At 33.3% G+C, this 14,796-nt stretch carries 13 protein-coding genes; 12 read left to right on the plus strand and 1 reads right to left on the minus strand.

The annotated features are described in order from the left end of the window. Nucleotides 1–67 precede the first annotated feature (67 nt). The 10 genes from ACO6VN_RS12985 (at nucleotide 68) to ACO6VN_RS13030 (ending at nucleotide 12,524) form a co-directional block, all read left to right on the plus strand. Nucleotides 68–3,739: a nitrate reductase subunit alpha gene (locus ACO6VN_RS12985; RefSeq protein ID WP_422404770.1), complete on the plus strand. Its 3,672-nt coding sequence runs from the start codon at nucleotides 68–70 to the stop codon at nucleotides 3,737–3,739. After that, on the plus strand, nucleotides 3,729–5,285 hold the full coding sequence (gene narH, locus ACO6VN_RS12990) for a nitrate reductase subunit beta (RefSeq protein WP_017000340.1): 1,557 nt from the start codon (nucleotides 3,729–3,731) through the stop codon (nucleotides 5,283–5,285). The genes ACO6VN_RS12985 and narH overlap by 11 nt, the downstream gene beginning before the upstream one ends. Further along, nucleotides 5,278–5,853 (plus strand): nitrate reductase molybdenum cofactor assembly chaperone, encoded by a 576-nt coding sequence (narJ, locus tag ACO6VN_RS12995; RefSeq protein ID WP_017000339.1) that lies wholly within the window; start codon nucleotides 5,278–5,280, stop codon nucleotides 5,851–5,853. Before narH ends, narJ begins: the two co-directional genes overlap by 8 nt. Beyond that, entirely contained in the window at nucleotides 5,846–6,526 is a 681-nt protein-coding gene (narI, locus tag ACO6VN_RS13000) for a respiratory nitrate reductase subunit gamma (protein WP_017000338.1), read from the plus strand. The genes narJ and narI overlap by 8 nt, the downstream gene beginning before the upstream one ends. 34 nt (nucleotides 6,527–6,560) lie before the next feature. Continuing rightward, nucleotides 6,561–7,004 carry a nitrate respiration regulation accessory nitrate sensor NreA gene (gene nreA / locus ACO6VN_RS13005; RefSeq protein ID WP_017000337.1) on the plus strand — a complete coding sequence of 148 codons (444 nt, stop codon included), beginning with the start codon at nucleotides 6,561–6,563 and terminating at the stop codon, nucleotides 7,002–7,004. Further along, nucleotides 7,001–8,035 carry a sensor histidine kinase gene (locus ACO6VN_RS13010; RefSeq protein ID WP_017000336.1) on the plus strand — a complete coding sequence of 345 codons (1,035 nt, stop codon included), beginning with the start codon at nucleotides 7,001–7,003 and terminating at the stop codon, nucleotides 8,033–8,035. The genes nreA and ACO6VN_RS13010 overlap by 4 nt, the downstream gene beginning before the upstream one ends. Nucleotides 8,036–8,051: 16 nt before the next feature. After that, on the plus strand, nucleotides 8,052–8,705 hold the full coding sequence (gene nreC, locus ACO6VN_RS13015; protein WP_194201510.1) for a nitrate respiration regulation response regulator NreC: 654 nt from the start codon (nucleotides 8,052–8,054) through the stop codon (nucleotides 8,703–8,705). Between the two features lie 952 nt (nucleotides 8,706–9,657). Next, nucleotides 9,658–10,818 carry a nitrate/nitrite transporter gene (locus tag ACO6VN_RS13020; RefSeq protein ID WP_194201511.1) on the plus strand — a complete coding sequence of 387 codons (1,161 nt, stop codon included), beginning with the start codon at nucleotides 9,658–9,660 and terminating at the stop codon, nucleotides 10,816–10,818. A 192-nt stretch (nucleotides 10,819–11,010) separates the two neighbouring features. Next, entirely contained in the window at nucleotides 11,011–12,012 is a 1,002-nt protein-coding gene (locus tag ACO6VN_RS13025) for a ThiF family adenylyltransferase (protein WP_194201512.1), read from the plus strand. Between the two features lie 11 nt (nucleotides 12,013–12,023). After that, nucleotides 12,024–12,524 (plus strand): MogA/MoaB family molybdenum cofactor biosynthesis protein, encoded by a 501-nt coding sequence (locus tag ACO6VN_RS13030; RefSeq protein ID WP_194201513.1) that lies wholly within the window; start codon nucleotides 12,024–12,026, stop codon nucleotides 12,522–12,524. A gap of 1 nt (nucleotide 12,525) precedes the next feature. On the opposite strand, the gene moaC is transcribed toward ACO6VN_RS13030, so the two are convergent. Continuing rightward, nucleotides 12,526–13,005 carry a cyclic pyranopterin monophosphate synthase MoaC gene (moaC, locus tag ACO6VN_RS13035; RefSeq protein WP_016998776.1) on the minus strand — a complete coding sequence of 160 codons (480 nt, stop codon included), beginning with the start codon at nucleotides 13,003–13,005 and terminating at the stop codon, nucleotides 12,526–12,528. 69 nt (nucleotides 13,006–13,074) lie between these two features. Between moaC and glp the strand changes: the two genes are divergently transcribed. Beyond that, the gene (gene glp / locus ACO6VN_RS13040) at nucleotides 13,075–14,334 is read left to right on the plus strand and encodes a gephyrin-like molybdotransferase Glp (protein ID WP_194201514.1); all 1,260 of its coding nucleotides are present in this window, start codon (nucleotides 13,075–13,077) and stop codon (nucleotides 14,332–14,334) included. After that, on the plus strand, nucleotides 14,331–14,795 hold the full coding sequence (mobB, locus tag ACO6VN_RS13045) for a molybdopterin-guanine dinucleotide biosynthesis protein B (RefSeq protein ID WP_194201515.1): 465 nt from the start codon (nucleotides 14,331–14,333) through the stop codon (nucleotides 14,793–14,795). The genes glp and mobB overlap by 4 nt, the downstream gene beginning before the upstream one ends. Nucleotide 14,796: the final 1 nt, after the last annotated feature.

Genomic DNA, 14,796 nt, shown 5'->3' on the forward strand with positions numbered 1-14,796 from the left:
ATACATATACTTTGTGAAAAAATGTACAATTTTATTAATAAAGGGCAAATATTAGGAGGTTCTATATATGGCTAAACTCGGTTTGAAATTCTTTAAACCTACAGAAAAATTTAATGGAAATTGGTCAATTTTAGAAGAGAAGAGTAGAGAATGGGAAAAAATGTACAGAGAAAGATGGAGCCATGACAAAGTTGTTAGAACAACACACGGTGTAAACTGTACAGGTTCTTGTTCATGGAAAGTCTTTGTAAAAAACGGTGTTATTACATGGGAAAATCAACAAATTGATTATCCTTCATGTGGTCCCGATATGCCTGAATTTGAACCAAGAGGCTGTCCAAGAGGAGCTTCTTTCTCTTGGTATGAATATAGTCCGTTACGTATTAAATTTCCATATGTAAGAGGGAAGCTATGGAAATTATGGAAAGCAGCATTGAATGAATTTGGAGATCCAGTAGCAGCTTGGGCATCAATTGTAGAAGATGATGTGAAAGCTGAATTATATAAAAGTGCTCGTGGTAAAGGCGGGCACGTACGTGTTAATTGGCGAGATGTTACTCAATTAATAGCAGCTCAAATTATTTATACTGTTAAGAAATATGGACCAGATAGAATAGCTGGCTTTACACCAATACCAGCAATGTCGATGATTAGTTATGCTTCTGGTGCACGTTTTATATCTCTATTAGGTGGAGAAATGTTAAGTTTTTATGATTGGTATGCAGACTTACCACCAGCATCACCACAAATTTGGGGAGAACAAACAGACGTTCCAGAATCGAGTGATTGGTATAACGCAGGATACATTATTATGTGGGGGTCGAATGTACCTTTAACGAGAACGCCGGACGCTCATTTTATGACAGAAGTACGATATAAAGGAACTAAAGTCGTTTCGGTAGCTCCAGACTATGCAGAAAATGTGAAATTTGCGGACAATTGGCTTGCACCTAACCCAGGTACAGATGCGGCTTTAGCTCAAGCTATGACACATGTTATTTTGCAAGAATATTATGAAGATAAAAAAGAAGAAATGTTTATTAATTATGCTAAACAATATACTGATATGCCATTTGTTATTCAATTAGAACCCCATGGAGAAGGCTATAAAGCAGGAAGATATTTACGTTCAAGTGATTTAGGTATAAAGACTGAACATGCTGAATGGAAACCTGTTGTATATGATCAAAATTCTAAACAACTCGTAGTTCCGAATGGCACAATGGGTCAACGTTATGAAAAAGATGTGAAATGGAATTTAAAATTAGAAAATGAAGATGGCACTGTCATTGATCCAGCTTTAACTTTTAAAGACGCCGATGCATCAATTATGACCATTCAATTTCCTTATTTTGATAACGAAGGAAATGGTATTTTTGAAAGACCTATATTAGTAAAAGAAATTGAAAATCAAAATGGAGAAAAAATTTACGTATCAACTATTTATGATTTAATGGCTAGTCAATACGGAATAAGACGCTTTAATCATCCATTAGAAGCTACAGGGTATGATGATGAAAACTCTCTATATTCACCAAAATGGCAAGAAAAAATAACAGGTGTAAAATCATCAGTTGTTGTTCAAATCGCAAGGGAATTTGCTCAAAATGCAATCGATACAGAAGGACGCTCGATGATTATTATGGGGGCAGGTATCAATCATTGGTTTAACTCAGATACGATTTATCGAGCTATTTTAAACTTAGTTATTTTATGTGGATGTCAAGGCGTAAATGGTGGTGGTTGGGCTCACTATGTTGGTCAAGAAAAATGTAGACCGATAGAAGGATGGTCAACAATCGCTTTTGCAAAAGACTGGCAAGGACCACCAAGATTACAAAATGCTACAAGTTGGTTCTATTTTGCTACAGATCAATGGAAATACGAAGAATCAGGTGTAGATAAATTACAGTCACCATTATCTAATGAGCTTAAACACCAACACCCGGCAGATTATAACGTTTTAGCTGCACGATTAGGTTGGCTACCTTCATATCCGCAATTTGATTGCAATAGCTTATTGTTTGGAGAAGAAGCTAAAGAATCAGGAGATGATTCCAATGAAGCAATTGTTAAAAGAGCAGTTGATGCAGTTAAATCTAAAAAAACAAAATTTGCAATTGAAGATCCTGATGCTAAAAAGAATCATCCTAAAACATTATTTGTATGGCGCTCTAATTTAATTTCGAGTTCTGCTAAAGGTCAAGAATACTTTATGAAACACTTATTAGGTACTAAAGATGGATTATTAGCAAATCCAAATGAAACGGAAAAACCAGAAGAAATTGTATGGCGTGAAGAAACTAACGGTAAATTAGATTTGTTAGTAGCTTTAGATTTTAGAATGACGACTACACCTTTATATGCTGATGTCGTTTTACCAGCAGCAACATGGTATGAAAAACACGATATATCATCAACAGACATGCATCCATTTATACATCCATTTAACCCAGCAGTCGATCCATTATGGGAATCAAAATCAGACTGGGATATTTATAAAACCATAGCAAAATCAGTATCAGAATTAGCTAAAACACATATGAAAGGCGTGTTTAAAGATGTTGTAACAACACCGTTAGCACATGATACACAACAAGAAATAGCCACACCATTGGGCTTAGTAAAAGATTGGTCTAAAGGTGAAATTGAAGCAATACCTGGTAAAACAATGCCTGGATTTGCAGTTGTAGAAAGAGATTATACTCAAATTTATGACAAATATATATCAGTCGGACCTTTATTAGAAAAAGGTAAAATAGGTGCTCATGGTGTTAGCTTTTCTGTGAAAGAACAATATGACGAATTGAAGTTAATGCTTGATACGTGGGAAGATGGCACGGTTAAAAATGGCTTGCCTAGAATGGATACTGCTAGAAAAGTTGCAGATGTCATATTAAATGTATCATCTGCATCAAACGGTAAAGTATCACAAAAATCATACGAAGATTTAGAACAACAAACAGGAATGGAACTTAAAGATATTTCTGCAGAAAGAGCATCTGAAAAAATTACATTCCCTAATATTACTGCTCAACCTAGAGAAGTTATACCAACAGCAGTATTCCCAGGCTCTAACAAGTTAGGACGAAGATATTCACCATTTACAACTAACATTGAACGTCTTGTACCATTTAGAACATTAACAGGTAGACAAAGTTACTATATTGACCATGAGGTGTTTCTACAATTTGGTGAGAACTTACCAATTTATAAACCGACATTACCACCTATGGTATTTGGTACGAAGGATAAACAGATTAAAGGTGGCGTTGATACACTTGTATTACGTTATTTAACACCACATGGTAAATGGAATATCCACTCAACTTATCAAGATAATCTACACATGCTAACTCTCTTCAGAGGAGGGCCGACAGTTTGGATTTCTAAAGAAGATGCACAATCTAATGATATTAATGATAATGATTGGTTAGAAGTTTACAACAGAAATGGGCTAGTAACAGCAAGAGCAGTAGTGTCTCATAGAATGCCTAGAGGCACGATGTTTATGTATCATGCTCAAGATAAACATATTGAAACACCAGGGTCAGAAATTACAGATACTCGTGGAGGTTCACATAATGCACCAACACGTATTCATCTAAAACCAACGCAATTAGTCGGTGGATACGCACAAATTAGCTATGGATTTAATTATTACGGTCCAATCGGTAACCAAAGAGATGTATATGTAGCCATTAGAAAAATGAAGGAGGTAGATTGGCTTGAAGATTAAAGCGCAAGTAGCTATGGTTATGAACTTAGATAAATGTATAGGATGTCATACTTGTAGTGTTACGTGTAAGAGTACATGGACAAATAGAGAAGGTGCTGAATATATATGGTTCAATAACGTTGAAACTAAACCAGGGATAGGATATCCAAAAAGATGGGAAGACCAAGAAACTTATAAAGGTGGATGGGTGCTAAATAAAAAAGGTAAATTAGAATTAAAATCAGGTAGTAAACTATCAAAAATTGCACTAGGTAAAATATTCTTCAACCCTGATATGCCAGAAATGAAAGATTACTATGAACCATGGACGTATAATTACAAGCATTTAACGACAGCTAAAGAAAGTAAACATTCACCTGTTGCAAAAGCAGAATCCGTTATTTCAGGAAAAAAGCTAGATATAAAATGGGGACCGAACTGGGAGGACGATCTTGCAGGTGCACACGTTACAGGTCCGACAGATCCAAACATACAAAAGATTGAAGAAGAAATTAAATTTAATTTTGACCAAACATTTATGATGTATTTACCTAGGTTATGTGAACACTGCTTAAATCCTAGTTGTGTAGCTTCTTGTCCATCAGGCGCTATGTATAAAAGAGATGAAGACGGTATTGTACTTGTAGACCAAGACGCTTGTCGTGGATGGCGTTACTGCATGACGGGGTGTCCATATAAAAAAGTTTACTTCAACTGGAAAACAAATAAAGCAGAAAAATGTACGTTTTGTTTCCCTAGAATTGAAGCTGGATTACCAACTGTTTGTTCTGAAACTTGCACAGGACGTATGCGTTATTTAGGTGTACTACTATATGATGCTGATAAAGTACAAGAAGCAGCTTCAACAGAAAATGAGCAAGATTTATATGAAAAACAATTAGATTTATTTTTAGACCCATACGATGAAGATGTTATTCAACAAGCTGAAAAAGACGGAATCACTCAAGACTGGATTGAAGCGGCTCAAAATTCACCAGTTTATAAATTAGCTATAGAGTATAAGCTTGCGTTTCCACTACATCCTGAATACCGTACTTTACCTATGGTTTGGTATTGTCCGCCACTTAGTCCAATTATGAATTACTTTGAAGGTAAAGATTCTATTAGAAATCCGGATATGATTTTCCCAGCTATAGAAGAAATGAGACTACCAGTACAGTATTTAGCTAACATGCTTACAGCTGGTGATACTAGAACTGTTAAATTAGCATTGCAAAGAATGGCTATGATGCGTAGCTATATGAGAGCAAAATCTAGTAACAAAGAATTTGATTTATCTAGATTAGACAGAGTAGGCCTATCAGAAAGACAAACTAAAGATATGTATAGATTATTAGCTATAGCGAAACATGAAGATCGATTCGTAGTACCAACATCTCATAAAGAAGGATACATGGATACTTATAGAGCACAAGGTAGCCAAGGTTTTGGTGGAGAAATGTTTGGCTCGAATTGTGACGGATGTGGCGTACAAAGTATATCAAATGGTAAATCAGGGCAAGAGATTTATAATGAGAACTTCTATGGAGGGATTTTCCGTGATTAATTTAGAAGCTTTGAATCAATATAAAAAGAGTTTTGGTTTTTTTAGTAATCAACTTACGTATCCTGAAAAATTAGATTTTCATCCAAAAGCTTTTGAATCAGCGTTTGATGAAAAACATCCAGCTTATGATTCTATACAACAATACTGGGATAATATGTACGAAATATCACTAGATGATATTCAAGAAGTTTATACAGAGACATTTGATTTTGAAAAGAAAACAACTTTGTATATGACTTATAATAAATTAACTGAACAAAAAGAAAGAGGACAAATGTTAGCAAGGTTAAAAGTTTTATATGAAATGTTTGGTTTAGAAATGCCTAAAAGTGAATTATCGGATTTTTTACCATTAATGCTAGAATTTTTATATGCAGCTGAATGGATAGGAGATAGTCGAGCACAAGAAAGTTTAACGCTCGTTGTGATGGTTATCGAAGACGGAACATATGAATTAATGAAAGTTTTAGCTCAGAAAAATAGTCCATACTTCCATCTTATTAAAGCATTACGTGAAACATTAAAATCATGTGTAATTGAACAAGAGAAGGTGGCGAGTCATGATTAATCAATTTGTTTGGGTCATTTTTCCTTATTTATGTGTAGCCATATTTATAGTTGGGCATATATTTAGATTTAAATATGATCAGTTTTCATGGACCGCAAAATCAAGTGAATTCATTGAGAAAAAGCAATTAATGTGGGGGAGTATTTTATTCCATTTAGGTATTATTCCAGTTATTTTTGGGCATATTGTTGGTTTAGGTATACCTGCTGAATGGCTAAGTGCTATAGGTGTAAGCAATCATTTATACCATATAGGAGCGGTTTATATCGGAAGTATATTTGGTATAGTTACATTAATCGGTATGTTTTTATTAACAGCTCGTAGAATTACTAAACACAATGTAAGAAGAATGAGTTCATTTTCCGATATTTTAGTTAATATATTATTATTAGCGATTGTATTTATGGGATGTGTAGCTACTTTATGGACGAATGCAACGGTACCAGATTTTGATTATAGACAAACAATTTCTGTGTGGTTTAGAGGTTTGTTGATTTTTAGACCTAATGCGGAATTAATGACTACTGTTCCGTGGACATTTAAGACGCATATTATTTTAGGGTTATTGATAACAAGTATGTGGCCATTCACTCGATTAGTACATGTGTGGAGCGTGCCATTAACTTACTTTAGTAGAAGTTATATTATTTACAGAAAGCATAAAACGAATTAAACTAAAGTTGAAAAATGAGTTGAGGTGCTGAAAAATGTCTGATGATTTTAATTTTCAAGAAAAACTTGATCAAATTAGAAATAAGTATGATTTTGATTTTGCTGGTATCGCTATGGCTTTGGACACAAATTTGTCTAGTCACATAAAATGGCAGTATGTATCTGGAAATTTGAATCATAGATATAAAAACATCATTTTAAGAAACGGCAGGGGTATAGCAGGAATTGTAATTAAGAGTGGTAAAGAAATGATTCTTCATAATATTAAAGACAGCATTTACAATGACCAAGTCTTTAATTATCCGATTATTCAAAGCGAGGAATTAACTGCTCTTATTGCATTTCCATTATGGATTAAAAATAGAGTGAAGGGTGTTCTATTGTTAGGACAAAGAAACGATAAACGATTACCAAATTTAGAACAATTGCATTTTTCTAGTTTTGGCCCTTTTCAAAGAGAGGATATGATTAATTCATGAGTGTAGATAACGCTTCAAAATTAAACAATATTTTAAAGCAGTATTATGAAAAAACAAGTGAAATGATCGTCTTTTTAAATAGTAAAGGACAAATTATTGATATGAATAAAGCGGCTAGAAAAATCATTTCAGAAGATAATCAAGAGCCTTTGACACATGCTATATGTAGTAGGTGTGAAGGTTATTCAAATGAATACGCACTACAATCGTGTAGAGATTGTTTCTTAGAATCAACGAACATTGGTAATACAAGCTTCCAAGTATTTATGCAAACAAACAGTGGATCAGTAGAACCTTTCACTGCGACTTATCAAACGATTAGCCAAGAAGAAGATATCATGGTGTACACGCTACAAAATGTGTCCCCACAAATTGAAAGACAACAAAAATTACATCAACAAACAATGATGCAAAAGATCATTTCAGCACAAGAAAATGAAAGAAAAAGAATTTCAAGAGAACTACATGACGGTGTTGTTCAAGAATTATTAAATGTCAGTGTAGAGTTGAGATTACTTAAATACCAAGATGATATAGATCAATTGAAAACTCAGTCACAAGATATAGAAAGTATAATGTCTAGATTAATAGATGATATTCGCAATTTATCTTTAGAGTTAAGACCATCTTCATTAGATGACTTAGGTTTAAATGCTGCATTTAAATCATATTTCAAACAGTTGGAGAAGAACTTTGGATTTATAGTTCATTATCACTTTGATTCTGTTGAGCTTAGATTTAATCCAGAAATTGAAACGGTTGTTTACCGAATTGTCCAAGAAGCGGTATTTAATTCTTTAAAATATGCTAATGTAGATAGTGTTGATGTACACATGTTATTTGAAGACAATATGATTCAAGTAGAAGTGGCTGATCAAGGTGCCGGTTTTGTTATTGGAAGTCAACCTAAAGGGTCAGGGCTAGGTCTGTATGGCATGCAAGAGCGTGCAGAAATAGTAGGTGGTAGCGTTAATATTGAAAGCAAAATAGGTAAAGGTACTAACATTAAATTAAAAGTGCCAATAGCATAAACGTGGAGGAAGACAAATGAAACTCGTAATTGCAGATGATCATGCAGTTGTTAGAACAGGTTTTTCTATGATATTAAACTATCAAGAAGATATGGAAGTAGTGGCAACTGCCGCAGATGGAATAGAAGCATATCAAATGGTTGCTAAACATAAGCCTGATGTATTGATTATGGATTTAAGTATGCCGCCAGGTGAATCTGGATTAATTGCGACGGGTAAAATTTCAGAAGATTTTAAGGAAACTAAAATACTTATATTAACGATGTTTGACGATGAAGAATATCTGTTTCATGTTTTAAGAAATGGAGCTAAAGGTTATATCTTGAAAAATGCGCCTGATGAAGAATTAATTCACGCAGTAAGAACAGTTTATAAAGATGAAATGTATATTGATTCGAAAGTTACGAGTGCACTTGTTAATGAGCTTGTTAACCCAAGTAACCAAGCAGATACTAACTCGAATGATCCATTTAAAATTTTATCTCAAAGAGAATTAGAGATACTTCCTTTAATCGCAAAAGGGTACGGAAATAAAGACATAGCTGAAAAGTTATTTGTTTCAGTAAAAACAATAGAAGCACATAAAGCACGAATTATGGATAAACTTAATTTAAAATCTCGTCCAGAATTAGTTGAATATGCTATGAAGAAAAAATTATTAGATTTTTAAATGGTTAATCACCATATCGTACAAATCAATAGGATATAAAGTTGTAACGTGCAAGGACATCGAGCCTTGCACGTTATTTTTTGAGGATACGACTTATAGTGGCAAGAGATGACTTGCTTGTTGGATTAATTAAGCCGAAAATCCAATAAGAGCCCGTTTAGTTGGATTAATTATGGCAATAATCCAAATAGAACACATTTTGTTGGATTAACTATGGCAATAATCCAAATAGAACACATTTTGTTGGATTAACTATGGCAATAATCCAAATAGAACACCTTTTGTTGGATTAATTAAGACAAAAATCCAATAAGAGCCATTTAGTTGGATTAATTAAATTGAAAATCCAATAAGAACCTGTTTAGTTGGATTAATTAAGTTGAAAATCCAATAAGAGCCATTTAGTTGGATTAATTAAGCCGAAAATCCAATAAGAACCTGTTTAGTTGGATTAATTAAGTTGAAAATCCAATAAGAGCCATTTAGTTGGATTAATTAAGCCGAAAATCCAATAAGGACCTGTTTAGTTGGATTAATTAAGTTGATAATCCAATAAGAGCCATTTAGTTGGATTAATTAAGTCGAAAATCCAATAAGAACCTGTTTAGTTGGATTAATTAAGCCGAAAATCCAATAAGAGCTAAATTTATTAGATTAACTATCAATTTAGCTCTGAATTTCACTTGAACGAATTTGTAAAGTGCTGACGCCCAAGGGAATAGTATGAGCGAGAGACTACAGACTCGAGCCATACATTAGACGACCACGCACTTTCAAATCAGCAGATTAGGAGAATTATTTTGAGTTAAGTACTTCTACCTCACACCCATTACTTTATAGGGAAATTACTGAAGGAGGTAAGGGGAATTCCTTATGTGCAGTTTTTCACAAATAACCTAAAATGTAGTTGAAAAGAGTTTTAAATTATCTACAAATAAAAAGGGTGAAAGTCATGAAAAACAACACAGGTAAAGTCCAATTACCGTTACAAACCTTAAGCTTAATGGCAGGATTTATGGTGTGGAGTATTTTAGCTCCTTTAATGCCATACATATCACAAGATTTTAACGTACCAGAAAGTCAGAAAGCTATTATTTTAGCGATACCTGTTATTCTAGGTTCAATTCTAAGAATTCCTATTGGTTATTACACAAACTTAATTGGATCTAGACTTGTCTTTTTAATTAGTTTTATTATTTTAATTTTTCCAGTATTTTATTTAAGTCAAGCAACTTCAACTACAGGACTAATGATAGCTGGATTCTTTATTGGTTTAGGTGGTGCAGTGTTTTCAGTTGGTGTTACATCGATTCCTAAATATTATCCGAAAGAAAAACATGGTTTTGCTAATGGTATATACGGTATGGGTAATTTAGGTACAGCTGTTTCATCATTTTTATCTCCACCAATAGCAGGGGCTATAGGTTGGCAACATACTGTTCAATTATATGTACTAGTAATGGCGTTATTTGCTATTTTGATGTTTGTTTTTGGAGATAAACAAGAGCCTAAAGTTAAAGTACCTATGTTAAAACAAACTAAACAAGTAGCAAACAACTATAAACTTTACTATTTCAGTTTTTGGTATTTCATCACATTTGGTGCATTCGTAGCTTTCGGATTATTTTTACCAAACTTTTTAGTAGGACACTTTGAAATTGACAAGGTAGATGCAGGCATACGAACTGGTGTGTTTATCGCAATAGCTACAATATTAAGACCAATCGGTGGTATGTTGGGCGATAAATTTAATGCATTAAATATGTTGAAAATATTCTTTGGCATTATGATAGCTGGTGCTTTAATACTAGCATTATCAAATCATATCATGTTATTTACAATTGGTTGTTTAACAATCAGTGTGTCTGCAGGTATTGGAAATGGACTAATTTTCAAACTTGTTCCTACTTATTTCAGCAAAGAAGCTGGTGTAGTAAACGGAATCGTATCAATGATGGGCGGTTTAGGAGGATTTTTCCCACCACTTATTATTACTATGGTCACCGCCTTAACAGGTTCAAACCATTTAGCATTTTTCTTGTTAGCGATATTTGGTTTAGTAGCTTTAATCTCGATGATGCATATGACAAAAGTAGAAAAGAAAACAATTTAATGTTCTTAGGGAGTGGAACATAATCAATGTCTCAAACTCATTAGTTATAGTGGCACTATAAAATCTTTTTAAAATTAGGATTTCTGTACCGCTCCCTAAATTATTATATTTCTGTTCAATTCCCTCTATTGATTGAGGATATTGCAATTTCAATCTATAATGGAGATAAAGAGTCGTGAAAGGTTGGTATAAATGAACGAACGATATTCTCGTCAAATTTTATTTGATAAAATTGGTGAAAAAGGACAAGAAAATATAGCAAAAAGTAATGTGACAATAGTAGGGATGGGTGCACTTGGAACGCATGTTGCGGAACAGTTAACACGCTCAGGGATAGCGCGATTAAATATTATAGATCGTGATTATGTAGAAGTATCAAACTTGCAAAGACAAACGTTATTTACTGAAAGTGATATAAAAGAAATGCTTCCAAAAGTAGTCGCTGCAGAAAAACATTTAAGAAAAATTAGAGAAGATATAACAATAAAAACTTATATCGCACAATGTGACGCTAAATTATTACAAGAAGTTGCAAGATATTCTGATGTCATCATTGATGCTACAGATAATTTTAATACGAGATTATTAATAAATGATTTTGCATATAAAATGAATATTCCATGGATTTATGGTGCTTGCTTAGAATCTACATATGTTCAAGCTACATTTATCCCAGAAAAAACACCGTGCTTTAATTGTTTATTGCCAGAAATTCCGGCTATAAATCGCACTTGTGATACTGTTGGTGTCATTAATCCAGCAGTTACTATGGCGACCAGCTTACAAGTAACAGATGCGCTTAAAATTTTATCTGGAGAAGAGTTTACGCCGAAGTTAACATTCGGTGATGTATGGGAAGGTGACCATCAATCATTTGGTTTTACACAAATGAAACGAGATGAATGTGAAACATGCGGAGAAAATCCAACTTATCCTCATTTATCATCATCAAGTCAAATGATTACTGAGCTGTGTGGACGCGATACAATTCAATATATTAATGAAAAGTTAAATCGACCAGCTATTGAAAAGTTTATAGCTCAAAATGGTTTGTTGCATAGATCAAACGCTTATATGATTCAATATTTATATGATGATCACCGAGTTGTTGCTTTTAATAACGGAAGATTATTAATTCACGATATCGGATCTGTAGAAGAAGGTAAACAATTTGTAGAAAATATGTTTGGCTAGGAGGTTAAATAATGAGTGTGATTGATAAAATTGATAGAAATATAAACATTGCAGTTTTAACAGTTAGTGATACTAGAAATAAAGAAACTGATAAAGGTGGGCAACTTGTTCTATCTTATTTAAATGGTATGAATGTGTCGGTAAAAGAAGAGCATTATAAAATAGTTAGAGATGATGCATCTTTTATACGTGAAGCTATTCAAACATGGTTATCCCAAGATATTGACGCCATTATAACAACAGGTGGGACAGGTATAAGTACACGAGATGTTACAATCGAAGCAATTACACCATTATTTGACAAAGAAATAGAGGGCTTTGGAGAAATATTTAGATATTTGAGCTATACAGAAGATGTAGGTTCTCGTGCAATTTTATCTAGAGCAGTCGCTGGAACAGTAGGTAAGCAAATTATAATGTCTATACCAGGGTCAACTGGCGCTGTGAAATTGGCAATGGAAAAGCTCATAACCAAAGAATTAAATCATTTAGTGTATGAGCTTAATAAGTAAATTATTGACGATTGAAGTCTCCATTAACGCCTCCGGATTTATGAGATAAATAAGTCTCACCAATAATCATGCCTTTGTCTACAGCTTTACACATATCATAAATTGTTAAAGCTGATACACTGGCAGCCGTTAATGCTTCCATTTCAACGCCAGTTTGGCCTTTAGTCTTAACTGTTGCAGTTATATTTAAGTTATTCAAATCTTCAACATCCCAGTTAAATTCGATATCAATACCTGTAAGTTGTAAAGGATGACACATAGGAATAAGCTGACTCGTGTTTTTTGCAGCCATAATACCTGCAATTTGAGCAGTTCCTAGTACGTCACCTTTTTTGTTTTTACCATTTTGAATTTGGTTATAAATTTTTTCATTAACTTGAATACTTGAATGAGCGACAGCAATTCTTGTACTTGTTTCTTTATTTGAAACGTCTACCATTTTCGCTCGACCTTGTTCATTAAAATGTGTGAAATCTGACATGTATAATCATCCTTTCTTAAGTTTATTATAACATGTGAACATAGTTAAATTATGAATGGAGTGCATATTATGACAGTTGAAATTAGAAAACCAATACCAGTTGATGATGCGATAAAACGTGTTATTGAAGTTGTTGAGAATAAAGATCCTATAACAGTACATATTGATGATGCTCTGGATTATATATTGGCGGAAGATGTTATCGCTACATATGATATTCCTAGATTTAATAAATCACCATTCGATGGCTTTGCTATCAATAGTAAAGATTCAGAAGAGGCAGAAAGTAATAACCGAATACAATTCGACGTAGTTGATCACATAGGAGCAGGAACACCATCTAAAGTGCGCATTAAAGGTTACGAAGCGGTTCGTATTATGACTGGAGCTCCTTTACCTGAAGGTGCAGACGCAGTCGTTATGTTTGAACAAACGACAGAAAATGAAAATGGATTTACAATTAGAAAACCTTTTAAACCTGGAGAAAATATTGCATTTAAAGGTGAAGAATGTACGGAAGATGATGTTGTATTAGAAAAAGGTCAATTGGTTAACAGTGGTGTTATAGCTGTGTTAGCTACTTTTGGTTATGAAAAAGTAAAAGTATTTAAAAGACCGACAGTAGCCATTATTGCAACAGGTAGTGAGTTAGTAGGACCCAATGAACCATTAGAACCAGGTAAAATCAGAAATTCAAATGGCCCAATGATTAAAGCGTTATGTGATCAAATGAATATTCAATCCAAAACTTATAAAATACAAGAGGATAACTTACAAGGATGTACTGAAAGCGTAAATAAAGCACTGTCTGAAAATGATATCGTCATTACTACAGGTGGTGTATCAGTAGGTGACTTTGATTATTTACCACAAGTATATAAAGAAATTGGTGCAGAAGTATTATTTAATAAAGTACAAATGAGACCTGGTAGTGTTACAACAGTAGCTTATAAAAATGACAAACTATTATTTGGTTTATCAGGTAACCCTTCTGCATGTTATTCGGGCTTTCATTTATTCACAAGGCCAACTATTCTAAAAATGATGGCAAGCAAAGATATATATCCAGTTATTATAAATGCTAAATTAGGTGAAGACTTTAAAAAACCTAATCCTTTTACTAGATTCATTCGAGGTAAACTCTCATTTACAATCGATGGGGTAATTGCTGTTCCATCAGGTTTTAATAAATCAAACGCTGTGGTTGCAATAGCAAAAAGCAACGGAATGATTATATTGCCGAGTGGTACTAGAGGTTACAGTAAAGGTGATGAAGTAAAGGTATTACTTACTGATCATCAATCATACGAAAGTAATTTAAATATATGAAAATCATGCAAATTGTAGGTTATAAAAATAGTGGTAAAACAACTTTGATTAATGACTTAATTAAAATATGCCAAGAATACCAGTTATCTGTTTCGACGATTAAACACCATGGGCATGGAACACAAGATATATCTTTAAATCATAAAGAAGTAGATAGTCTTTCATTTATTAATAATGGTGCAGAAGAAAGTATCGTTTTGGGACATGAATTAATTGAACGTGTCACAAAAGTTCATCGTTCATTAACAGAAATTATTAACAAAGATTTATCCATACAACCAGATATTTTATTGATTGAAGGATTCAAATCTGAAGATTACCCTAAAGTAGTATTGGGTGAAAATACAGATAATCTAAACGATAAATTAAGCAATGTAGTCTATAACTTTAATGCATACAATCAAGATGAAAGAAAACTATTTCTTGATTGGTTTAAAAAATGGTTATTCCAAAAAGAGTAGG

This window comes from Mammaliicoccus sp. JADD-157 (assembly GCF_049310805.1).
Taxonomy (GTDB): Bacteria; Bacillota; Bacilli; order Staphylococcales; family Staphylococcaceae; genus Mammaliicoccus; species Mammaliicoccus lentus.

Coding starts and splice junctions, on each gene's coding strand:
- ACO6VN_RS13030 (WP_194201513.1), top strand. CDS start 12,024: ATGAGTGTGATTGATAAAATTGATAGAAATATAAACATTGCAGTTTTA.
- mobB (WP_194201515.1), top strand. CDS start 14,331: ATGAAAATCATGCAAATTGTAGGTTATAAAAATAGTGGTAAAACAACT.
- glp (WP_194201514.1), top strand. CDS start 13,075: ATGACAGTTGAAATTAGAAAACCAATACCAGTTGATGATGCGATAAAA.
- ACO6VN_RS12985 (WP_422404770.1), top strand. CDS start 68: ATGGCTAAACTCGGTTTGAAATTCTTTAAACCTACAGAAAAATTTAAT.
- ACO6VN_RS13020 (WP_194201511.1), top strand. CDS start 9,658: ATGAAAAACAACACAGGTAAAGTCCAATTACCGTTACAAACCTTAAGC.
- ACO6VN_RS13010 (WP_017000336.1), top strand. CDS start 7,001: ATGAGTGTAGATAACGCTTCAAAATTAAACAATATTTTAAAGCAGTAT.
- narI (WP_017000338.1), top strand. CDS start 5,846: ATGATTAATCAATTTGTTTGGGTCATTTTTCCTTATTTATGTGTAGCC.
- ACO6VN_RS13025 (WP_194201512.1), top strand. CDS start 11,011: ATGAACGAACGATATTCTCGTCAAATTTTATTTGATAAAATTGGTGAA.
- nreA (WP_017000337.1), top strand. CDS start 6,561: ATGTCTGATGATTTTAATTTTCAAGAAAAACTTGATCAAATTAGAAAT.
- nreC (WP_194201510.1), top strand. CDS start 8,052: ATGAAACTCGTAATTGCAGATGATCATGCAGTTGTTAGAACAGGTTTT.
- moaC (WP_016998776.1), bottom strand. CDS start 13,005: ATGTCAGATTTCACACATTTTAATGAACAAGGTCGAGCGAAAATGGTA.